Genomic DNA, 20,031 nt, shown 5'->3' with positions numbered 1-20,031 from the left:
AGCGCCTTTAGCGGCGCATGGTCGGCACTGCCAGTCCCACTTCGCGTCTATGCCATCTTGTCGAGCTTACCCAACTCGCTAACGCTATGAGCACCGCATAGGCGAATAGCGCGCTGAGCGGGATCGCGATGCTGTAGGCGGTCGGTTCGGGAGCGAACCAGTTGATCGCCTGAAGCACGAACATCACAAACAGCAGGATCAGCGGTGGGCCAACTGGCCCGCGCGTGCGGCGCATGTAGAACCAGAACGCAAGCAGGGTGATGCCGATCTCCAGCGGCATTTCGATCAGTGGATAGTTCCACAAGCCCAGCCCCAGCTTCGGCGGTGTGCCGAGCAGCGTCAGATCGGGGCGATGAACCAGCAGGTCTAGCACCCAATGCGACAGCACCACAATTCCTGCCCATAGCGCGGCGACGGCATTGCGACGCTTCAGCATCAGAAATCCAGCCATGGCCAGCGCCCACCAGGCGCTGGCAAGCAGACTGTGGGTAAAAGGCATGGAATAAAGATCCATCGGGTTCATCGCGGTAATGCCCGGAACGATGCGCATATGTTCCACGCCGAGGATCACGAAAGTGAAGAACGCGATATCGACCAGCTGCGCCGCGACGAACAATGTGCCGAGTTTGGGCGCTTCCTCGGTGAGGCCGCGGGCCACCAAAGCCGAGGCGAAATGACCTATGAACAACGGCCCGGTCCCGTTGGCCGCCGTCTGGTGTCGAAACCACCAATCAGAATACCTTCAATCCCCATTATCGCCCCGCCCGACACAGCTCGCAACTTGACCCAGCGCACGCGCCCGGTCAATGCTTGATCCCGATGACCGACGCAGTTGACGATATCGCCACGATGAGTTTCGAAGATGCGCTGCGCGCGCTGGAAGGCATCGTGAAGCGACTGGAAAGCGGCGAGGTGCCGCTCGATGAGAGCATCGCGCTGTATGAGCGTGGAGAGAACTTTCGCTTGCATTGTCAGGCACGGCTCGACGCGGCGCAGGCGCGGATCGAGAAGATCGTTGCCGGCCCGGATGGCAAGCCAGCTGGCACCACACCGTTCGACGCGGCTTCGTGAACTCCATGTCGGGGGAGCTCGTCGATAATTTGCTGACAGACGCGCTGGCGCGGGTCCAGTCCGATATCGATAGCGCTTTTGACGCGTGGCTCCCGGTGCCCGACGATGCGCGACGCCGTCTTGTAGAGGCGATGCGCCATGCCACGATCGGTGGGGGAAAGCGTGTCCGGCCGCTGCTGTTGATCGCGACGGCGGATATGTTCGGCGTTTCGCGAACCAGTTCAATCAACGCAGCCTGCGCGATAGAGGCGATCCATTCTTATTCGTTGATCCACGATGATCTGCCATGCATGGACGATGATGCCATGCGCCACGGCAAGCCCAGCGTGCACAAGGCATTCGACGAGGCGACCGCTGTGCTGGCCGGAGATTCGCTCCACGCGCTGGCGTTCGATATTCTTTGTCACCGCGATACCAGCAGCGATCCTTTCGTTCGGTCTGAACTTGTCGCAACCCTTGCTAAAGCAAGCGGGCATGACGGCATGGCGGGTGGCCAGATGATGGATATCGTCGCCGAACAGGAACAGTTTGATCTGGGGCAGATTACTCGGCTCCAGCAATTGAAGACTGGGGCACTACTTGCAGCCAGTGTCGAGATGGGAGCGATCCTGGGACGCGTGGCGCCGGAAGGACGCACCCATCTGCGCGCCTATGCTCGCGATATCGGGCTGGCCTTTCAGATCGCCGACGACCTGCTCGACGTGGAGGGCGATGAAGCGCTGGCAGGCAAGGCGCTGCGCAAGGACGAGGGGCAGGGCAAGGCGACTTTCGTTTCGCTGATGGGTGCAGACAAGGCGCGCTCGCAAGCGAATATGCTGGTCGAGCAGGCGATCGGGATTTTGGCTTCCTATGGAGAGGACGCCAGTCTGCTGACCGCGCTGGCGCGGTTTATCGTGGAGAGAGACAGGTGAGTGAACGCATCGGGATTTATCCGGGCACTTTCGACCCGATTACTCTCGGCCATGCCGACATAATCCGCCGCGGATCGAAACTGGTCGATCGGCTCATCATCGGTGTGACGACCAATCCTTCGAAAAATCCGATGTTCGAGACCGACGAACGCCTTCAGATGGTTAAACGAGAGGTCCAAGGTCTCGGGCTCGACAATGTCGAGGTGGTCGGGTTCAACGCGCTGCTGGTGAAATTTGCCCGAAAGACAGGAGCGAATGTCCTGATCCGCGGGCTGCGCGCCGTGGCGGACTTCGAATATGAATATCAGATGGCGGGTATGAACCAGCAGCTCGACCATAATATCGAGACGATGTTCCTGATGGCGGATGTCTCCTTGCAGCCGATCGCGTCCAAGCTGGTCAAGGAAATCGCGCTGTTCGGCGGTGATATCAGCCCCTTCGTCAGTGCTGCTGTAAAGGACGACGTCAATCGCCGGGTGGCCGCGAAAGGGCAATTGGGAGACTACTGATTGTCGTGCAGGAGTTTTTGCATGGCTGGGGACGAGCGACAGCTATTCATTGCAGTGACAGCCCCTCACGGCTAGACGCTCGTGACTGAGCCCCCCAATTTCGACGGATACCCGATGTTCAAGGCCTCGTTCGCTTTCGTTACCCTTGCAGCGCTCACGCTGTCCCCGATCGCCGCTGTCGCGAAAGACAAGCCTGCCGCTGCTCCGGCTGCGACTGCTACTGCGGAAAACGGCAAGGGCGTATATGCGCCAATCGACTACAACATGCAGGACGATCGCGACAATATCCTGCTGCTGGACCTGTCGAATGGCCAGCGTGTTGCCATCCGGCTGATGCCGCAATGGGCCCCCAATGCGGTCGAGCGGATTAAGACGCTGACGCGTCAAGGTTTCTACAATGGCGTGATCTTCCACCGCGTGATTGACGGTTTCATGGCGCAGACCGGCGATCCCACCGGCACCGGCCAAGGCGGATCGAAGCTTCCGGATCTCAAGGCCGAGTTCAATCCGCAGCCACACCTGCGCGGTACGGTGGCGATGGCGCGCGCTGCCAGCGATGACAGCGCGAACAGCCAGTTCTACATCATGTTCTATCCGCGTTTCGCTCTCGACAAGCATTATACGGTTTTCGGTCGCGTGATCGACAATATGGCTGCGGTCGATGAGATTCATCGCGGTGAGCCGCCGACGGATCCGACCCGTATTGTCCAGGCCTCGCTCGCCGATCAGAACATGGCTCCGCCGCCGGCCCCGGCTCCCGGCACCGCCAAGCCGATCACCGCGAGCGATCTCAATGCGCCGATTGCTTCGGATCAGTCCGGCGCGGCGGATGGTCAGCAATCGGATGATGAGGACTCCTCACCGCAGTAGTTTGGGCTCTGTTCATCGGTGTGCTGCACCGCTAGGCGCGGCGCCATGAACGTCGACCTGTTTGATTTCGAGCTTCCGAAAGAACGTATCGCTCTGCGTCCGGTGCGTCCGCGCGACGCCGCGAAGATGCTGGTGGCTCGTGGTGCCACGTCTCCCTTCGTCGATGCCAATGTCCACGATTTGCCCGCCCTGCTGAACCCCAGCGATGTGCTGGTGTTCAACGATACACGCGTAATTCCCGCACAGCTGGAAGGGCGGCGGGGCGACGCGAAGATTGGCGCGACTCTGCACAAGCGTATCGATCTCAGGCGCTGGCAGGCCTTTATCCGCAATGCCAAGCGATTGCACACCGGTGACGCGATCGACTTCGGGCACGGCGTTGCAGCGGTGGCGGAAATACGCCATTCTGACGGCAGCTGGACACTTTCTTTCGCTGGTGACGAACCGGTCGAAGTCCTGCTGGAACGTGCCGGGACCATGCCCCTGCCGCCCTATATCGCAGGCAAACGAGTGACCGATGATGCTGACCGAGAGGACTACCAGACGTACTTCGCGCGTGAGGATGGCGCGGTGGCAGCGCCTACAGCCGCCTTGCACTTTACACCCGGACTGGTCGCTGCCCTGGACGAAGCCGGTATCGGTCGCGAAACACTGACGCTGCACGTAGGGGCGGGCACATTTCTACCCGTCAAGGCCGACGATACCGACGACCATGTCATGCATTCCGAATGGGGTAGGATCGATTCCGGCGTGGCTGATCGGCTCAACGCCGTGCGCCTCAACGGCGGGCGCGTGATTGCGGTGGGCACCACCAGCCTCCGCCTGCTGGAAAGTGCAGCCAGTGAAGACGGCACGATCCAGCCTTTTGCCGGCGATACGGATATCTTCATTACACCTGGCTATCGGTTTCGCGCGATCGACGGACTGATGACCAATTTCCACCTGCCCCGATCGACTTTGTTCATGCTGGTCAGTGCCCTGATGGGGCGGGAGCGAATGCAGGAAGTTTACGCTCACGCCATTGAGCATGAGTATCGCTTCTACTCTTATGGTGATTCCTCGTTGCTGCTCCCCTGAACGTTGTCGGCTTCCTACGGGTCTCAGCGATCACGAAGTAGGGTGGCTATTCGCTCGCAACGCATTCCGATCGTGACTCAGCGCCATCAGCTACCTAATTGGGCATTATGGCGGATCCCATTCTCGAACTCGAAGGCCTAACCAAGGTCTACTCCGGCGGGCTGAAGGCGCTCGATTCAGTCGATCTCAACATCCGCAAGGGCGAAATTTTCGCCCTGCTGGGTCCAAACGGGGCAGGCAAGACGACCTTGATCGGCGCAGTGTGTGGGCTCGTGCGCCCAACCTCCGGCACCATGCGAGCGTTTGGGCACGATCTGGCAAAAGATTGGCGCAAGGCGCGCCGCAGGATCGGGCTGGTGCCACAGGAACTGGCGACCGACATGTTCGAGCCGGTCGAGCACGCGATTGCCTATTCGCGCGGGCTGTTTGGATTGCCGCCGGACAAGGCGCGGCTTGAGGAAGTCCTGCGTTCGCTCAGCCTGTGGGACAAGCGCAAAGAGCAGATCCGCGCTTTGTCGGGTGGAATGAAGCGCCGTGTCCTGATCGCCAAGGCGCTTGCGCACGAACCGGATCTCTTATTCCTCGACGAGCCGACTGCCGGTGTCGATGTTGAATTACGCAAGGATATGTGGCGCCAGATCGACGCAATGCGCGCAAGGGGCGTCACCATAATTCTGACCACGCACTACATCGAAGAAGCCGAGGAAATGGCCGACCGGGTGGGTATCATCAACAAGGGCCACTTGCTCATGGTCGATGAAAAAGACGCGATGATGAAGCGGCTCGGTCGGACCGAGGCTCATATTACGCTTGCCAAACCGATGAGCGAGATACCTGCGATCATCGCGCGCTTTCCAGTCGAACTGGAACGAGAGGGGACGGCACTATGCTATCGTGGGGGCGATGGGACCGGCAAGGGCAAGGCCGAAGTTGCCGAGCTGACCAAGACATTGACGACGGCAGGAATCGATTACGTCGCCATCGACACCCACGAAAGCAGCCTTGAGGATATTTTCGTCTCGCTTCTCGGCAAGCAGGAGGCTGCGGTATGAGCTTGAACCTTCGTGGCACATGGTCAATCTTCACGCGTGAACTGATGCGCTTTCTGCGCACCGCCTTCCAATCGGTCCTGGCACCGGTGCTGACGACATCGCTTTATTTCATTGTCTTCGGAGCCGCGATTGGCGGACGGATGCCGGCCTTGGGTGGGGTCGATTACGCCGCTTTCATCATACCCGGACTAGTGATGCTTACCTTGCTGGGCGAAACGACCAGCAACGCCAGTTTCGGGATCTACATGCCGCGGTTTACCGGGACGATCTACGAACTGCTTTCAGCACCGGTTGGCGTTGCTGAAACGCTGATCGGCTTTGTCGGTGCTGCTGCGGCCAAGAGCCTGATCCTCGCCGCGATTATCTTGACGACTGCGCGGCTGTTCGTCCCGTATCACATCGCTCATCCATTCCTGGCTGTGGTCTACATCATGCTGGTCGCAGCCAGCTTTTCGCTGTTCGGATTCATTCTGGGCGTTTGGGCCGACAGTTTTGAAAAGCTCGGGATCATCCCGGTATTGTTCCTCACCCCCCTGACGTTCCTCGGCGGAACATTTTATTCGATCGACATGTTGCCCAAACCCTGGAGCACGGTGGCGCTGTTCAACCCGATCGTTTATCTCGTCAGCGGACTAAGATGGACGTTCTACGGACAGGCCGATGTTCATTTCGGAATATCGCTCGGAATTACATTTGTGTTCCTTGCGGTTTGCGTGACGGTAATATCGATCATCTTCAAGACCGGGTGGCGATTGAGGGATTGATCGACGAGTTGAACGGCAACGGTCTTTATCCGCTGACCTCAAATCGCTATCGCAAGGCTATGCGCATTCAATCGACAATTTTGGCGGTCGCCGCCACCTTTGCTGCGTCAACGCCCGCACTCGCCGAAATTCCTGCACCCGTTCGTGCAATGATAGATGCGGCGATCGCAACCGGCGATGCGAAGAAGGTCGCCACCGTGATCGACCTGGCAAAAGAAACAAATCCGACCGAGGCGGACGAGATCGATGCTCTAAACGCAGCTTTTCTGGCCGACCAGAAACACGCCGCGAAGTTGGCTGAAAAGCGCAAGGAACTGCTCATTCGCCACGCCAGTGTTTTTGATCGTTGGAAGGGGAGAGGACAACTCGGCGGATCGCGCTCCACCGGCAATAGTGACACGATCGGTATCAGTGCGGCGATCGATCTCAAGCGCACCGGGATCGACTGGACTCACCACATTTCGGCGAGCGTTGACTACCAACGTTCTGACGGAGTTACGACGCGCGAGCGTTACAATGCTCTTTACGAACCACGTTACGATATTCGCGACAATTTCTTCGCCTATGGTCTCGCCCAATTCGAGCGGGACACCTTTCAGGGTTTTGACGCTCGATATTCAACGTCTTTGGGTGTCGGCTATCAGCTCATCGAGTCGAACAACATGAATCTGTCAATCAAGGCTGGGCCCGCACTTCGGCGAACCGAGTACACTGCCGGTGGCGGAGGTGAGACACGACTTGCCGGATTAATCGGCTATGACTTCGACTGGAAGCTGGCGGATTCACTGAAGTTTACCCAAAATTCCAATCTGGTTGCCGATTCTGCCAGCAGCGGAACCGTTATCTTCGATTCCTCGACCACAACTGTAGCGCTCACCACCGGCCTTGAAGCCAAGATCACGCCCAAGTTCAGCACCCAGTTCACCTATCAGATAAACTACGACAGCAACCCGCCGGTCGGAGCGGAAAAGACCGACACCATTTCGCGAGTGACGCTCGTTTACGGCTTCTGATGTCTGCTCCACGGTTTCATTTCACCGTCACGGCGACTGACGGACGCGCACGGACAGGGCGCATCGCCATGCGGCGCGGTGACATTCGCACGCCAGCTTTCATGCCGGTGGGTACGGCGGCCAGTGTGAAGGCGATGAAGCCCGAGACGGTGCGCGCGACCGGAGCGGATATTATCCTCGGCAACACCTATCACCTCATGTTGCGCCCGGGGGCCGAGCGAGTGGCACGGCTTGGAGGATTGCACAAATTCATGAACTGGGATCGTCCGATCCTGACCGACAGCGGCGGATATCAGGTGATGAGCCTGTCCGAACTGCGCAAGCTGACTGAAGACGGGGTGGAGTTTCGCAGCCATATCGATGGGTCGAAACACATGCTCTCGCCCGAGCGTTCGATGGAGATCCAGCTGCTGCTCGGTAGTGACATCGTGATGGCCTTCGACGAATGCCCGCGCGCCGACCGACCGCTGGCCGAGATCGAGGCAAGCATGGAGATGTCGATGCGTTGGGCGAAGCGCAGCCGCGACGCCTTCAATGCCGGGGGGCAACACGCCGCAAACTCCGCGCTGTTCGGCATCCAGCAGGGAGCACTCAACGAGACGCTACGCCAACGATCGGCAGATGCGCTGCGCGAAATCGGCTTCGACGGTTATGCGATCGGCGGGTTGGCAGTGGGTGAGGGGCAAGAGGCGATGTTCGCCACGCTAGATTCCGCGCCGGATATGCTGCCAGAGGACGCGCCGCGCTATCTGATGGGCGTGGGCAAGCCCGATGATCTTGTCGGCGCGGTGGAGCGCGGCGTGGATATGTTCGATTGCGTGCTGCCCACCAGGTCGGGGCGCAATGGGCAAGCGTTTACCTGGATGGGACCGCTCAATCTGAGGAATGCACGGTTTGCCGAGGACACCGAACCACTCGATGCGCGCTGCTCCTGTTCGGTCTGTGCAACTTATTCGCGCGCCTATCTCCACCATCTCATCAAAGCCGGCGAGATCCTTGGGGCAATGTTGATGAGCGAACACAACATCGCGTTCTATCAGCAGCTGATGCAGGCTATGCGCGATGCAATTGCTGCCAATAACTTTGCAGTCTTTGCGAGCGACTTCAGGCGCAGCTATTTTTCAGCTTGAGGCATAGCTAGCCGAGATGACAAAAGTGCCTCCATCAAAGGAGGCTGTGCCATGGTCACAAACGGCAAGCATGATCGAAACGGTGCCCCGACCTGGCAGATCGCCACAGTTTTTCTAGGCACACTCGCGCTTTTCTGGGCGATCGTGATAGCCAGCGAACGGGATCAACCTCACGCGGCAGTCACCATTCCACCCGAAGTTACCGCTGGCACTGCAAGCGCGGGTATGTTCTCCCCGCCTCCCGAAACCGCCATCCCGTCCGGGCCGCAGGGAGATGCAGTCCGCCGCGGTGAGGCTATCTTTCGCCAGACCCAGATATATACGCGGCGCTATGCTGGTAGCGGGCTCAATTGCACTAACTGTCACCTGGAAGGTGGTCGCAAGGCCGACGCGTCGCCGATGTGGGCAGCCTGGGTCCGATATCCGGCGTGGCGAGACAAGAATGGCAAGATCAACACAATGGAAGATCGCATCAGGGGGTGCTTCATCTACTCGATGAATGCGCAGGCTTCACCAGCTGGCACGCCTCCCCCGCCGGGCGACGATATCTATCGCGATCTTGAAACCTATTTCGCCTGGCTCGCGACCGGCGCTCCGACTGGTGCGGACATGAAGGGCAGGGGTTACCCCAAGCTGGCGAAGGTTGAATATGATCCAGCAAGGGGCGCAAAAGTGTTCGATGAACAATGCTCCAGTTGCCACGGTGCCAATGGGCAGGGAACGCCTGATCCCAGGGGCGGCTATCTCTATCCTCCGCTATGGGGCGATCGTTCGTTCAACTGGGGAGCGGGCATGGCCAAAGTCGCAAACGCCGCCGGCTTCGTCAAAGCCAATATGCCCTTCGGCATGGGCAATTCGCTAACCGACCAGCAAGCGTGGAATGTTGCCGCTTTTCTCGATAGTCACGAACGCCCGGCCGACCCACGACAGAAAGGTATGTCGGTTGCAGAAACGCGGTCGAAGTTTCATGCGTCGGGAGATTACTACGGGCAAACTATTGGTGGCGATTTGCTGGGTGATGGGACGCCATAGCCTCTTTGGTATGTTCGATCGGTCTCAAGGTTGCGGAACACTGCGCATTTCCAGCACCGTTCCGCGGTAGGCCACGAAATTGCCGGCCGCGTCGAGAAAGCCTGCGCCGATCCTGCTTGCGAAGCGTTGCGCTTCGATCAGCGTATTGTACCATTTGCCACGCTGTTTTGCGGTGATGAAACGATATTGGATCATACTATTTGAGCAACGCGCAGGACGGTAAAAGTTCCTTCCAAGCAGTGCCTTATGCGACGAATGGATAAAAAAAGGGCGGCCCGCTGGACCGCCCTTTTTTCTGTCTTATTAAGCCGCTGAAATCAGCGCGAATAAAACTCGACCACGAGGTTCGGTTCCATGGTGACCGGGTAAGGCACTTCGTCGAGCTGCGGCACGCGGGTGAAGCTCACCTTGTCGGTGCCGTCGGGTGCGACATAGTCGGGAATTTCACGCTCGGGCAGGCCTTGCGCTTCGATCACCAGCGCCATTTCTTTTGCCTTGCTACCAAGGCTGATGACGTCGTTCACGTCGCAGCGGCGGCTGGCGATGTTGCACTTCACACCGTTCACCCGGATGTGACCGTGGCTCACCAGCTGGCGAGCGGCGAAGATCGTAGGCGCGAACTTGGCGCGATAGACGATCATGTCGAGACGACGCTCGAGCAGGCCAATCAGGTTCTGGCTGGTGTCGCCCTTCATCTTGGACGCTTCGGTGTAGGTGCGCTTGAACTGCTTTTCCGTCACGTCGCCATAATAGCCCTTGAGCTTCTGCTTGGCGCGCAGCTGGAGACCGAAGTCGCTGGTCTTCCCCTTGCGGCGCTGACCATGCTGGCCGGGGCCATAGGAACGCTTGTTGACGGGGGAATTCGGACGGCCCCAGATGTTTTCACCCATCCGGCGGTCGAGTTTGTACTTGGCGCTCTTGCGCTTCGACATAAGTCTTCTCCAATTTGCAGGACGAACCCCAATGGTTCGCCATTCAACCCGGCATCGCACCGCATGGCACTGCCATGCGCGGCCACCGCTTCACCGGGGTGCGGGACCAATTCGCGAGCGAGCGCCCTAGCAGGTTCGGCCTTCAGGTCAAGACATGCGATAGGCGCTCGACTTGAGCGTCGTGTGCGGGCAGGAGCGCAGCATGAACGATTCCGATTTCAGACTTCCAGACGATTGTGCAACGATGGCTGAGGTTCGCGCAGGTGTGGATGCCACCGATCGCGCACTGATGGAGATGCTGGACCGCCGGTTCGGCTATATGCGCGCCGCTGCAAGGATCAAGCAACAGCGTGGCGCGGTGCGGGATGAGGGGCGCAAGGCCGAAGTCATCGAAAATGCGCGCCGAGACGCCGACAAGCGGGGCCTTCCTGCCGATGCGTTGGCCCAAATATGGAATGATTTGGTCGAAGCATCGATCGCCTATGAAATGGACGAATGGGGACGGATCAGGGCTTGATCTGACGTTCCAGTGCAGAGAGCACACCGCGCAAGGTGCGCACTTCGAGGTGATTCCAGGCCGGCTTTGTCAGGACGGTGCGCAAGGTACGGCTCGTGGCCTCGCGGCGCGTTTCAGGTCGGAAGTAGCCGCGCGGTTCCAGAAGACTTTCGAGATGCGCGATCAAGCCTTCCAGCTCTTCCTGCGGGGCAGGGGGTAACAGCTCTTCCTGCGTGGGCTGGACAAGATCGGCATGTTTCGAGCATTCGTATGCCAGCAGGATCACCGCTTGGGCGAGGTTGAGCGAACCGAAATCGGGATTGATCGGCACGGTAACGATCGCCCGTGCCAGCGCGACATCCTCCGTCTCCAACCCCGACCGCTCGGGGCCGAAGATGATTGCCGAGCGGCCAGGTTGGGCAGGGATCTCCCGCGCAGCTTCCTCGGGCGTCAGAACCGGCTTGGTCACTCCGCGCTTGCGCACCGTTGTCGCATAGACATGAGCGCAATCGGCGACAGCCTCGGCGGTGCTGGAACAGACCTGCGCGCGCTCGAGAATGATGTCGGCGCCCGAAGCTGCGGGCCCAGCGGCAGGATTGGGCCAGCCATCGCGCGGTTCGACCAAGCGCATTTCGGTCAGTCCGAAATTGAGCATGGCACGCGCCGCCTTGCCGATATTTTCGCCCAACTGCGGGCGCACGAGCACGATTACCGGCTTGGTGTCCTCGCTTACGTCACTCATCGCGCGCGGCATCCTGAACGGTGCTCGCGAATTCTTCGAAATCGCGCGCCTCGCTAAAGTCCCGATAGACCGAGGCGAAGCGGATGTAGGCGACGGTGTCGAGCTGGCGCAGCCCTCCCATCACCAGTTCGCCGATCTTCTTGGACGGCACTTCCACATCGCCGCCCGTTTCGAGCTGGCGCTGGATACCGCTGACGAGCTGGTCGATCTGTTCCGCGCTCACTCCACGCTTGCGGCAGGCGAGCGCGACGGAATGTTCCAACTTGGTGCGCTCGAAGGTTTCTCGTCGGCCTTCGGACTTGATGATCGTGACCTCGCGGAGCTGGACACGCTCAAAGGTGGTAAAGCGTGCGCCGCAACGCCCGCACTGGCGGCGGCGGCGGATCGCCGCATTGTCCTCCGTGGGGCGACTGTCCTTTACCTGGCTATCGTCATGGGCACAGAAAGGGCAGCGCATTCAGGGTTTTACTTCTTGATCCGGTTGTAGAACGCAAAGCCTGCGCCAGCCACCAGGCCGACAGGCAGGCTGATGACGGGCAGCAAAGCGCCAGCAAGCGCTCCGATGGCGGCGCCAGCCAGAACAGGCTTGGTCGAAGGGTGGTTCATACCCTCCTTGGCCATGCCGGAAATTTCCACCTTGGCGTCCTCGACCCAGTCGTTGCGCTTTGGATTACGCTCGTCCATTTGCCTTACATCCCCGGATAGACCGGAAAACGATCGCATAGTTCAGTGACCCGACTACGCACGCTTTCTTCGATCTGGCCATCGCCCTCAGCGCCGTTCTTGGCAAGCCCTTCTACGACTTCGGCGATCAGTTTGCCGATAGTGCGGAATTCCGCTGTGCCGAAACCGCGCGTTGTGCCTGCGGGCGTACCGAGGCGAATGCCACTGGTGACGAATGGGCTGCGTTTGTCGAACGGGATGCCGTTCTTGTTGCAGGTCAACCATGCTCGATCGAGGCCCTTTTCGGCATCCTTGCCGGTCACGTCCTTGGCAGAGAGATCCACCAGCATCGAGTGGTTGTCTGTCCCGCCGGAAACGACGCGCAGGCCATTTTCCTCGAGGCTGGCAGCGAGTGTTCGCGCGTTGTCAACCACTGCCTTCGCATAGAGCTTGAATTCGGGCGCGAGTGCTTCCTTGAAGGCTACCGCCTTCGCAGCGACGATGTGCATCAGCGGGCCACCCTGAAGGCCGGGAAAAACAGCCATGTTGAGCGGCTTGGTCAGTTGCTCGTCGTTCCACAGGATCACCCCCGAACGCGGGCCACGCAGGCTTTTGTGCGTGGTGGTGGTAACGACATGCGCGTGCGGGAAGGGCGAGGGGTGCGCGCCGCCAGCCACGAGCCCCGAAATATGGCTCATGTCGACCATCAGAGTGGCGCCAACCTCGTCCGCAACCTTACGGAAGGCGGCCCAGTCCCACACCCGCGAATAAGCCGTACCGCCAGCGATAATGAGCTTGGGCTTGTGTTCCTTGGCGATCGCCATGACGTCGTCCATGTCGATCAGTTCATTGTCCTGTCGCACGCCATAGCTGACGGGATTGAACCACTTGCCACTCATGTTGACAGGCGATCCGTGGGTCAGGTGTCCGCCCGAATTGAGGTCGAGCCCCATGAAGGTGTCGCCCGGTTGGAGCAGGGCAAGGAACACCGCCTGGTTCATCTGGCTGCCCGAATTGGGCTGCACATTGGCGAAGTTGCAGCCGAACAATTGTTTGGCGCGCTCAATAGCCAGCGTTTCGACCACATCGGCATATTCGCATCCGCCGTAATAGCGTTTGCCCGGATAACCTTCGGCGTATTTGTTGGTAAAGACGCTGCCTGCCGCTTCGAGGACGGCCGTGCTGGCGATATTCTCGCTGGCGATCAGTTCGATCTTGCTGCGCTGGCGACCAAGTTCATCGCGGATCGCGCCGAAGATTTCAGGGTCGGCCTGTTCGAGATTGTCGGTCCAGAAGCCGTCCGGCGCGGTATCGTTTGCGGGCCTGCTGCTCATTGGTGGGGTTCGATCCTGTCGCTGAGGATGGGGGGAGTGCCGAGCTTGTCGACCCGACGTTGATGGCGACCACCGGCGAATTCGGTGGTGAGAAAGGCTTCGAGGCAGGCGATGGCCATGTCGCGCCCGGTGAGGCGTGCACCCATCGCTATAACATTGGCATCATTGTGTTCACGCGCGAGTGCGGCGGACAACGGCTCCGACACCAGCGCGCAGCGCACCGCGGGGTTGCGATTGGCGGCCATGGAAATGCCTATCCCCGAGCCACACAGGGCGACGCCTGCTTCAGCGGTTCCTTCGGCGATCACTTCCGCGAGCTTGTAACCATAATCGGGATAGTCGACGCTCTCGCTGCCGTCCGGTCCGAGATCGGCGACTTCATGCCCCTCCTCGATCATCCACTCGCGCAGGATGGATTTGAGCTCGATAGCGGCGTGGTCGGAGGCGATGGCAATACGCATGTCGCGCACATAGTGCAGGGTGACGATTCTCGCCACCCCGCATTGATGAGCATCCGCGACGGATTACTTTCGACCGGCCTCAAGCTTCTTTGCGACGTCTGGATGAGCCTTCAGATACGCCATGATTTCCTTGCGCAGCTCCATCGCTTCCTGCTGCTGGAGACCTTGCAGGGCTGCGAAATACCTCTCATTCGCCTTTGCGACCGCCGGATCCTTAAGCAAATCGGTCATCTTGCTGAAATAATGCTTGCCCGCCGGAGTCATCGCAAAGGCGTGGATCTGCTTGAGCTCTTCGAGCGAGAATTCATGCGTGTAGGCTTCTGCCTGCGCTTCCAACATGGATGGGAAATACTTCTGGACCGTCGGCATCAGCTTGTCCGGCACGTTATCGACGAAGCGATCGATAATGGCCTTAAGGCCCGGATCACCCACGCTCTCCAACTGCCCCATACTGTTCTTCATCTGGGTGGTAATGTTGGTCAGCATGTCATGCATTTTTTGATCGCGCTCCGCAGGTGGGAACATGATCGCGATGATCGCGCTCGCTTCCTGCATCTTGGCGGACTGATTTGCTGTGGCAGGGGCCGCCTGTGCGTGCGCGGCAACAGGCGCTGCCGTTGCGATGAGGGCAGCGAGCATGGTTTTACGGAACAATATTACCTCCTGGGGGATGCGGCCAAAGTTTCAGTGTCGCCCGCGCCCTAGGGGAAATTCGCCTATTGGTCGAGGAAAGACCGCATCTTGCGGCTGCGGCTCGGGTGCTTGAGCTTGCGCAATGCCTTTGCTTCGATCTGGCGGATACGTTCGCGCGTGACCGAGAACTGCTGGCCGACTTCTTCCAGCGTGTGGTCGGTGTTCATGCCGATGCCGAAGCGCATCCGCAGCACGCGCTCCTCGCGCGGGGTGAGGCTGGCGAGCACGCGGGTGACGGTTTCCTTCAGGTTGGCCTGAATTGCTGCATCCACTGGGATGATCGCATTTTTGTCCTCAATAAAGTCGCCGAGGTGCGAATCTTCCTCGTCGCCGATTGGCGTTTCCAGAGAGATCGGCTCCTTGGCGATCTTCATCACCTTGCGGACCTTTTCGAGCGGCATGGACAGACGCGCGGCCATTTCTTCCGGCGTCGGTTCGCGGCCTTCCTCGTGCAGGAACTGGCGGCTCGTGCGGACCAGCTTGTTGATCGTTTCGATCATGTGGACCGGGATACGGATGGTGCGCGCCTGATCGGCGATCGAGCGGGTGATCGCCTGCCGGATCCACCACGTCGCATAGGTGCTGAACTTGTAACCGCGGCGGTATTCGAACTTGTCGACCGCCTTCATCAGGCCGATATTACCTTCCTGGATCAGATCGAGGAATTGCAGGCCGCGATTGGTGTATTTCTTGGCGATAGAGATCACCAGACGCAGGTTCGCCTCGACCATTTCCTTCTTGGCGATGCGCGCTTCGCGCTCACCCTTCTGTACCATGTTGACGATGCGGCGAAACTCTGGGAGCGCCATGCCGGTTTGCGCGCCGATGTCGGAAATTTCCTGACGGATGCGTTCGATCGCGTCAGCTTCCTTGTCGGCGAAGGCAGCCCACTTCTTGTCCTTCTTCACCCGATCAGTCAGCCAGCTGTCGTCCATCTCGTTGCCGATATAGGCATCGAGGAAATCCATCCGCTTGATCTTGTGACGTTCGGCAAGGCGCAGCATCTGGCCGCCCAGAGCGGTCAGGCGACGGTTGAAGGCATAGAGGTTGTCGACCAGGAATTCGATCTTGGTCGCATGGAACTGGACGCTTTCAACCTCTGCGGTGAGCTGTTCGCGCAGCTCCTCGTATTTCTTTTCCTTGGCTGCCGGATAAGCGTCACCACGGCCCAGCACGTCCACGCGCTCTGCCTGCTGCTTTTCGAACTTGCCGAACAGGTCGGTTATACGCGCAAAGCGTTCGATGGCGTCGGGCTTGAGTGCCGCCTCCATCTGCGCGAGCGACATGGTGTTGTCTTCTTCCTCGTCATCATCGCGGCGCCGCGAGCTACCCTCTTCGCCGTCCTCGTTGTCGTCCGAGCTGTCATCCTCGTCCTCGTCCTCATCGTCGTCACGAATGGTCGGACCGGCGGTCTCTTCCGAGATCTCGCCGTCATCGTCATCCTCCTCGGCATCGTCGGCAAGCTTGTCGGCCGGAGGCTCCTTGGAAAGCATCGCGTCGAGATCGAGAATCTCGCGCAGCTGCATCTCGCCGTCGTTGAGCGCCTCGGACCAGTGGATGATGGCATGAAAAGTGATCGGGCTTTCGCACAATCCCATGATCATCATGTCGCGCCCGGCCTCGATCCGCTTGGCGATGGCGATTTCGCCTTCGCGGCTGAGCAATTCGACCGCGCCCATTTCGCGCAGGTACATCCGAACCGGGTCGTCGGTCCTATCGCCGGTTGAGGTTTTCTTGGCAGCTGTAGGAGTGGGCTTGCGAGCGGACGCCTTCTCGCTGCCCGAGCCATCATCGTCGTCGCTCGAGCCGCCGATCTCGTCAACTTCGCCGTCGGGCTCGCTTTCAGCTTCGGCTTCCTCGTCGTTCTCGACGATCTGCACGCCCATGTCGGACAGCGCGGACTGGATATCCTCGATCTGGTCGGAGCTCATCTCGCCCTGCGGCAGGGCATTGTTGAGCTCGTCATAGGTGACGTACCCCTTCTTTTTTGCCTTGGCGATGAGCTTCTTGACCGATGCCTCGTTGAGGTCGATCAGCGGCGCGTCGTCCGTTTCGGCAGTATTGGAATTGGTGGCCATCAGTCGAGTCATTCCGTTTCAGCGGCATCGGCGGGGACAGTATCCGCCGTATGCGTTAAATTTGCAGGGCGAGCCATGGCGGCACGGCTGCGTCCAAAAAGCTTCACCCTTTCATTTAGGGCGAGAAGCCGCTCGCGCAACCTGCCCTGTTCAGCGATGGAGCCTTCCGGATCGCGCTCGAAACGCTTTGTGGCTGCAACCAGCGCAGCCTCAAGCGCCGGTCTTTCGACCAGCAACGACACGGCTTCAGCCAGTTCCTCGCGCGCATCACCCGGGTCGGTGCCTTCATCAAGGAAGGCGAAATGGGATTTCTCCGGTGGGGCGGGAAGGCCGAATTCCATCGATATGGGCGAACTGTCGCGTGAATCAAGCGATTCGGATGCTTCAATCAACGAATCGATTGCCGGTGCGATATTTCTGTCTCGCCTTGCAAGCTTTATGAGAGCTTCCTCGTGCCGCGCGACCTGATCGGGCAGTCGCGCAAGTCCGCTCAGCACCGCGAAGGTAAACCCGTCACGCGAACCACCTTCGATTGCGCGTCGCAACCTTGCAGCGGCATCGGTGGAAAGAGCGGATATATCTGCTGTGGTGCCGCCACGTCGCTGAGAAGGTTGCCACGGTTTTCGTTCTCGAGGAGGAAATGCAAAGGCCGAAAAACGCTCAAGCAATTCACGGCGATACAAGGCTTTGATATCGGGATGTTCGATGGTGTCGGTATGATCCATCAGGCGTGCTTTCAAACCAGCTTTGGCCTCGGGCGAAGCGAGCGGTTGTGCATCGCGCTCGAAATGCCACAGCGCGTCGAGCAGGCTCATCGGTTCGGAGAGCAGGCGCTCGATCGCAACTGCCCCTTGCTCACGGATCAGATCGTCAGGGTCCACGCCTGCTGGAAGCTGTACAATGCCGAGCGAATGGGCCGGGCGTAGCAGCGGCAATGCCCGCTCGATCGCGCGCATGGCTGCGCGCTGGCCCGCTGCATCGCCATCGAAGCACAGGATCGGTCGTTCGACCTGCCGCCATAGCAGATCGAGCTGGTGTTCGGTCAGTGCAGTCCCCAGCGGTGCGACGGCCTCGGCAATGCCCGCCTGCGCCAGTGCGACAACGTCCATATAGCCTTCAACCACCACGATCCGGCCGGACTTGCGCGCGGCAGGCGCAGCGCGATGGAGGTTGTAGAGAGTGCGGCCCTTGTCGAACAACGGCGTGTCGGGCGAATTGAGGTATTTCGGGCCATTGCCATCGGCATCGAGGATACGCCCGCCGAAAGCGATAACTCGCCCGCGCGCATCCTGAATGGGCAGCATCAGCCGCCCACGAAAGCGGTCGTAGGGCTCCTTGTCGTCAACCGCGATCCGCATTCCGGATTCGACCAGCATCGGCTCCTCGAACTGCGAAAGAGCGGGTTTGAGCGCTTGCCGATTGTCAGGTGCGAAGCCGAAGCCGAATTCGCGGATCGTCGCATCCGTGATGCCGCGCCGTTCGAGATAGGAGCGCGCGGTCGCGCCATCGGCGGAGCGCAGATTGCCGACGAACCATTCCTGCGCCGCGGCGGTCACATCATGCAGACTCGCACGCTTTTCCGCCTGGCGGGCGACACGCGGATCGGGTGCAGGCACGTCCAGGCCCGCCTCGGCAGCGAGTTCCTTCACCGCATCCATGAAGCCCATGCCCTGGTGATCGGTCAGCCAGCGAATCGCATCGCCATGCGCCCCGCAACCGAAGCAGTGGTAAAATCCCTTTGCGTCGTTGACCGTGAAGCTGGGGGACTTTTCGTCATGGAACGGGCAGCATGCCTTGAACTCCCGGCCTGCCTTCTGAAGGCGCACGTTCCGCCCGATCACCGCCGACAGGGTGATACGGCTCCTGAGCTGATCCAGCCATTGAGGAGAAAGCGCCATATCGTCAGTCTACGCTAAGCAGCATATTGGGCAAGCGTCGGGCTGGCTCGTTTACCTCGAACCCCGCCAGCCAGCCTATTGCTTTTTGGCAGCGTCCTTTTTTGTACCGCTCGCTGCCTGTGGCGGTGGGAATGGCGCATCGACAACGGCGCTATGTCCGCCGATTTCGAGGTGATAGGCCTTCGCTGTGCCAGTGGGTGGCACTGTCGATTGCCACCAGAATGTGATCGGCATTCCCGCTTCCCAGCCAGAACCATCGGTCACCCGCCAGATGATCTCGTCGGTATCGTAATTGACGGTAATCGCGTCCTCGGAGCCAAGAGCATCAAGCGCTTGGCTATGCGAATAGCCTACCGCGCCGTTGAAACCAGTGGCAGCGCGCGTCAGGCGGAACAGCACCGGTGGGTTCTCTGCGCGCGGTGTGGTGCTCGCAGCGCCCGTTTCCAAAGGAGCGATCGGCTCTGGGGAACCAAGCGAAGGCGGAGTGGGAGTGATCGTCAACAGATAGGTGTAGACCGTGCCCTTGGGCATATCCTTGGGCACGCACTGCGTTGAATCCTGCGGACATGCGACAGAAGCGAGCAGGGTCGCTATCTGCTTACCCTGCGCATCCTTGATCGGAAGTTCCTCATCGGGTGCGATGCCGAGATCGATCTTCGCGCCCAGAGCGCTGTGATCGTAGTCGGCAGCCACCAGTGTGCGCGGTGCCGCAACCGTTGGTGTCGCGCTCGGCGTTTGTGTCGGTGCAGGCTGGGACGAGCAGCCGGCAAGGATCAGCGGCGCAAAGAGCGCCAGACGCTTCACGAGAGCGCCTCCTTCACCCAACCGCTGGCACGGCTCATATCGAGGCTCGCGCCGTGCTTTTCCTTGAGTGCGCCCATCACGCGGCCCATGTCTTTCATGCCGTCTGCGCCGAGGTCGGCCTTGATCGCTGCGATCGCTGCGCGGGTTTCCTCCTCACTCATCTGCTTGGGGAGAAATTCCTCGATCACAGCAAGCTCGCGCCGTTCCTGATCGGCCAGTTCGGTGCGGCCGCCATCGTCATACATAGTGATCGACTCGCGGCGCTGCTTGGCCATCTTCACCAGCACATCGGTGACCAGCGCATCGTCTTCCGGCTTTGCGTCGGTCGTCCGCAGCTCGATATCGCGATCCTTGATTTTTGCACCGATCAGCCTGAGCGTTGCCGTGCGGTCCTTGTCGCCTGCCTTCATGGCAGCGATGGTTTCGGTCTTGATTGTATCCCTGATCATTATGTTTCCGCTGGGAGAAAGAGTGAACTTGGCGTTGGCCTCCTAAATAGAC

Annotated in this window: 24 protein-coding genes; 11 read left to right on the top strand and 13 right to left on the bottom strand. The window is 59.8% G+C overall.

The window, feature by feature from the left end; all coding sequences use genetic code 11:
• Positions 1-7 precede the first annotated feature (7 nt).
• On the bottom strand, positions 8-658 hold the full coding sequence (locus GRI58_RS08815; protein ID WP_337190937.1) for a metal-dependent hydrolase: 651 nt from the start codon (positions 656-658) through the stop codon (positions 8-10).
• A gap of 161 nt (positions 659-819) precedes the next feature.
• Between GRI58_RS08815 and GRI58_RS08810 the strand changes: the two genes are divergently transcribed.
• The 10 genes from GRI58_RS08810 to GRI58_RS08765 all read left to right on the top strand — a co-directional run bounded on the left by GRI58_RS08810 (position 820) and on the right by GRI58_RS08765 (position 9,429).
• The gene (locus GRI58_RS08810; protein ID WP_160753230.1) at positions 820-1,071 is read left to right on the top strand and encodes an exodeoxyribonuclease VII small subunit; all 252 of its coding nucleotides are present in this window, start codon (positions 820-822) and stop codon (positions 1,069-1,071) included.
• 5 nt (positions 1,072-1,076) lie between these two features.
• Complete coding sequence (locus GRI58_RS08805) at positions 1,077-1,982, top strand: polyprenyl synthetase family protein (protein ID WP_160753229.1); 906 nt, start codon at positions 1,077-1,079, stop codon at positions 1,980-1,982.
• Complete coding sequence (coaD, locus tag GRI58_RS08800; protein ID WP_160753228.1) at positions 1,979-2,491, top strand: pantetheine-phosphate adenylyltransferase; 513 nt, start codon at positions 1,979-1,981, stop codon at positions 2,489-2,491. Before GRI58_RS08805 ends, coaD begins: the two co-directional genes overlap by 4 nt.
• A gap of 114 nt (positions 2,492-2,605) precedes the next feature.
• Positions 2,606-3,361: a peptidylprolyl isomerase gene (locus GRI58_RS08795; protein WP_160753407.1), complete on the top strand. Its 756-nt coding sequence runs from the start codon at positions 2,606-2,608 to the stop codon at positions 3,359-3,361.
• Positions 3,362-3,406: 45 nt separating this feature from the next.
• Positions 3,407-4,438 (top strand): tRNA preQ1(34) S-adenosylmethionine ribosyltransferase-isomerase QueA, encoded by a 1,032-nt coding sequence (gene queA / locus GRI58_RS08790; RefSeq protein ID WP_160753227.1) that lies wholly within the window; start codon positions 3,407-3,409, stop codon positions 4,436-4,438.
• Positions 4,439-4,545: 107 nt separating this feature from the next.
• Positions 4,546-5,490 (top strand): ABC transporter ATP-binding protein, encoded by a 945-nt coding sequence (locus tag GRI58_RS08785; protein WP_160753226.1) that lies wholly within the window; start codon positions 4,546-4,548, stop codon positions 5,488-5,490.
• Positions 5,487-6,254 carry an ABC transporter permease gene (locus tag GRI58_RS08780; protein ID WP_160753225.1) on the top strand — a complete coding sequence of 256 codons (768 nt, stop codon included), beginning with the start codon at positions 5,487-5,489 and terminating at the stop codon, positions 6,252-6,254. The genes GRI58_RS08785 and GRI58_RS08780 overlap by 4 nt, the downstream gene beginning before the upstream one ends.
• Positions 6,236-7,267 carry a DUF481 domain-containing protein gene (locus GRI58_RS08775; RefSeq protein ID WP_337190936.1) on the top strand — a complete coding sequence of 344 codons (1,032 nt, stop codon included), beginning with the start codon at positions 6,236-6,238 and terminating at the stop codon, positions 7,265-7,267. The genes GRI58_RS08780 and GRI58_RS08775 overlap by 19 nt, the downstream gene beginning before the upstream one ends.
• Positions 7,267-8,397 (top strand): tRNA guanosine(34) transglycosylase Tgt, encoded by a 1,131-nt coding sequence (tgt, locus tag GRI58_RS08770; protein WP_160753224.1) that lies wholly within the window; start codon positions 7,267-7,269, stop codon positions 8,395-8,397. Before GRI58_RS08775 ends, tgt begins: the two co-directional genes overlap by 1 nt.
• Positions 8,398-8,448: 51 nt before the next feature.
• Positions 8,449-9,429, top strand: coding sequence for a c-type cytochrome (locus tag GRI58_RS08765; protein ID WP_237452208.1), 981 nt, complete (start codon positions 8,449-8,451; stop codon positions 9,427-9,429).
• 24 nt (positions 9,430-9,453) lie between these two features.
• On the opposite strand, the gene GRI58_RS15440 is transcribed toward GRI58_RS08765, so the two are convergent.
• Together GRI58_RS15440 and rpsD are read right to left on the bottom strand one after the other, a co-directional pair.
• The gene (locus tag GRI58_RS15440; protein WP_202386900.1) at positions 9,454-9,624 is read right to left on the bottom strand and encodes a hypothetical protein; all 171 of its coding nucleotides are present in this window, start codon (positions 9,622-9,624) and stop codon (positions 9,454-9,456) included.
• 122 nt (positions 9,625-9,746) lie between these two features.
• Positions 9,747-10,361, bottom strand: a complete 615-nt coding sequence (rpsD, locus tag GRI58_RS08760) for a 30S ribosomal protein S4 (RefSeq protein ID WP_160753223.1) — start codon at positions 10,359-10,361, stop codon at positions 9,747-9,749.
• A 202-nt stretch (positions 10,362-10,563) separates the two neighbouring features.
• Between rpsD and GRI58_RS08755 the strand changes: the two genes are divergently transcribed.
• On the top strand, positions 10,564-10,878 hold the full coding sequence (locus GRI58_RS08755; RefSeq protein WP_160753222.1) for a chorismate mutase: 315 nt from the start codon (positions 10,564-10,566) through the stop codon (positions 10,876-10,878).
• Here GRI58_RS08755 and GRI58_RS08750 read toward each other — a convergent pair.
• The 10 genes from GRI58_RS08750 to GRI58_RS08705 form a co-directional block, all read right to left on the bottom strand.
• Complete coding sequence (locus tag GRI58_RS08750; protein ID WP_160753221.1) at positions 10,868-11,599, bottom strand: RNA methyltransferase; 732 nt, start codon at positions 11,597-11,599, stop codon at positions 10,868-10,870. The two genes, GRI58_RS08755 and GRI58_RS08750, sit on opposite strands and share 11 nt — an antisense overlap.
• Positions 11,592-12,056 (bottom strand): transcriptional regulator NrdR, encoded by a 465-nt coding sequence (gene nrdR / locus GRI58_RS08745; protein ID WP_160753220.1) that lies wholly within the window; start codon positions 12,054-12,056, stop codon positions 11,592-11,594. The genes GRI58_RS08750 and nrdR overlap by 8 nt, the downstream gene beginning before the upstream one ends.
• 8 nt (positions 12,057-12,064) lie before the next feature.
• Positions 12,065-12,283: a hypothetical protein gene (locus tag GRI58_RS08740; RefSeq protein ID WP_160753219.1), complete on the bottom strand. Its 219-nt coding sequence runs from the start codon at positions 12,281-12,283 to the stop codon at positions 12,065-12,067.
• 5 nt (positions 12,284-12,288) lie between these two features.
• Complete coding sequence (gene glyA / locus GRI58_RS08735) at positions 12,289-13,596, bottom strand: serine hydroxymethyltransferase (protein ID WP_160753218.1); 1,308 nt, start codon at positions 13,594-13,596, stop codon at positions 12,289-12,291.
• Entirely contained in the window at positions 13,593-14,057 is a 465-nt protein-coding gene (gene rpiB / locus GRI58_RS08730) for a ribose 5-phosphate isomerase B (RefSeq protein ID WP_160753404.1), read from the bottom strand. Before rpiB ends, glyA begins: the two co-directional genes overlap by 4 nt.
• A 63-nt stretch (positions 14,058-14,120) precedes the next feature.
• Entirely contained in the window at positions 14,121-14,711 is a 591-nt protein-coding gene (locus GRI58_RS08725; protein ID WP_160753217.1) for a DUF2059 domain-containing protein, read from the bottom strand.
• Between the two features lie 62 nt (positions 14,712-14,773).
• Complete coding sequence (rpoD, locus tag GRI58_RS08720; protein WP_160753216.1) at positions 14,774-16,828, bottom strand: RNA polymerase sigma factor RpoD; 2,055 nt, start codon at positions 16,826-16,828, stop codon at positions 14,774-14,776.
• Between the two features lie 8 nt (positions 16,829-16,836).
• Positions 16,837-18,726 (bottom strand): DNA primase, encoded by a 1,890-nt coding sequence (dnaG, locus tag GRI58_RS08715; RefSeq protein ID WP_160753215.1) that lies wholly within the window; start codon positions 18,724-18,726, stop codon positions 16,837-16,839.
• A gap of 75 nt (positions 18,727-18,801) precedes the next feature.
• The gene (locus GRI58_RS08710; RefSeq protein WP_160753214.1) at positions 18,802-19,530 is read right to left on the bottom strand and encodes a hypothetical protein; all 729 of its coding nucleotides are present in this window, start codon (positions 19,528-19,530) and stop codon (positions 18,802-18,804) included.
• Complete coding sequence (locus GRI58_RS08705) at positions 19,527-19,979, bottom strand: GatB/YqeY domain-containing protein (RefSeq protein WP_160753213.1); 453 nt, start codon at positions 19,977-19,979, stop codon at positions 19,527-19,529. Before GRI58_RS08705 ends, GRI58_RS08710 begins: the two co-directional genes overlap by 4 nt.
• Positions 19,980-20,031: the final 52 nt, after the last annotated feature.

The organism is Qipengyuania algicida, from assembly GCF_009828025.1.
GTDB classification, from domain to species: Bacteria; Pseudomonadota; Alphaproteobacteria; order Sphingomonadales; family Sphingomonadaceae; genus Qipengyuania; species Qipengyuania algicida.
The sequence above is the reverse complement of the archived record's forward strand: the minus strand, read 5'-3'. Positions and strand labels throughout refer to the sequence as shown.

Coding starts and splice junctions, on each gene's coding strand:
- GRI58_RS08810 (WP_160753230.1), top strand. CDS start 820: ATGACCGACGCAGTTGACGATATCGCCACGATGAGTTTCGAAGATGCG.
- GRI58_RS08805 (WP_160753229.1), top strand. CDS start 1,077: ATGTCGGGGGAGCTCGTCGATAATTTGCTGACAGACGCGCTGGCGCGG.
- GRI58_RS08795 (WP_160753407.1), top strand. CDS start 2,606: ATGTTCAAGGCCTCGTTCGCTTTCGTTACCCTTGCAGCGCTCACGCTG.
- queA (WP_160753227.1), top strand. CDS start 3,407: ATGAACGTCGACCTGTTTGATTTCGAGCTTCCGAAAGAACGTATCGCT.
- GRI58_RS08785 (WP_160753226.1), top strand. CDS start 4,546: ATGGCGGATCCCATTCTCGAACTCGAAGGCCTAACCAAGGTCTACTCC.
- GRI58_RS08780 (WP_160753225.1), top strand. CDS start 5,487: ATGAGCTTGAACCTTCGTGGCACATGGTCAATCTTCACGCGTGAACTG.
- tgt (WP_160753224.1), top strand. CDS start 7,267: ATGTCTGCTCCACGGTTTCATTTCACCGTCACGGCGACTGACGGACGC.
- GRI58_RS08765 (WP_237452208.1), top strand. CDS start 8,449: ATGGTCACAAACGGCAAGCATGATCGAAACGGTGCCCCGACCTGGCAG.
- GRI58_RS15440 (WP_202386900.1), bottom strand. CDS start 9,624: ATGATCCAATATCGTTTCATCACCGCAAAACAGCGTGGCAAATGGTAC.
- rpsD (WP_160753223.1), bottom strand. CDS start 10,361: ATGTCGAAGCGCAAGAGCGCCAAGTACAAACTCGACCGCCGGATGGGT.
- GRI58_RS08755 (WP_160753222.1), top strand. CDS start 10,564: ATGAACGATTCCGATTTCAGACTTCCAGACGATTGTGCAACGATGGCT.
- GRI58_RS08750 (WP_160753221.1), bottom strand. CDS start 11,599: ATGAGTGACGTAAGCGAGGACACCAAGCCGGTAATCGTGCTCGTGCGC.
- nrdR (WP_160753220.1), bottom strand. CDS start 12,056: ATGCGCTGCCCTTTCTGTGCCCATGACGATAGCCAGGTAAAGGACAGT.
- GRI58_RS08740 (WP_160753219.1), bottom strand. CDS start 12,283: ATGGACGAGCGTAATCCAAAGCGCAACGACTGGGTCGAGGACGCCAAG.
- glyA (WP_160753218.1), bottom strand. CDS start 13,596: ATGAGCAGCAGGCCCGCAAACGATACCGCGCCGGACGGCTTCTGGACC.
- rpiB (WP_160753404.1), bottom strand. CDS start 14,057: ATGCGTATTGCCATCGCCTCCGACCACGCCGCTATCGAGCTCAAATCC.
- rpoD (WP_160753216.1), bottom strand. CDS start 16,828: ATGGCCACCAATTCCAATACTGCCGAAACGGACGACGCGCCGCTGATC.
- dnaG (WP_160753215.1), bottom strand. CDS start 18,726: ATGGCGCTTTCTCCTCAATGGCTGGATCAGCTCAGGAGCCGTATCACC.
- GRI58_RS08705 (WP_160753213.1), bottom strand. CDS start 19,979: ATGATCAGGGATACAATCAAGACCGAAACCATCGCTGCCATGAAGGCA.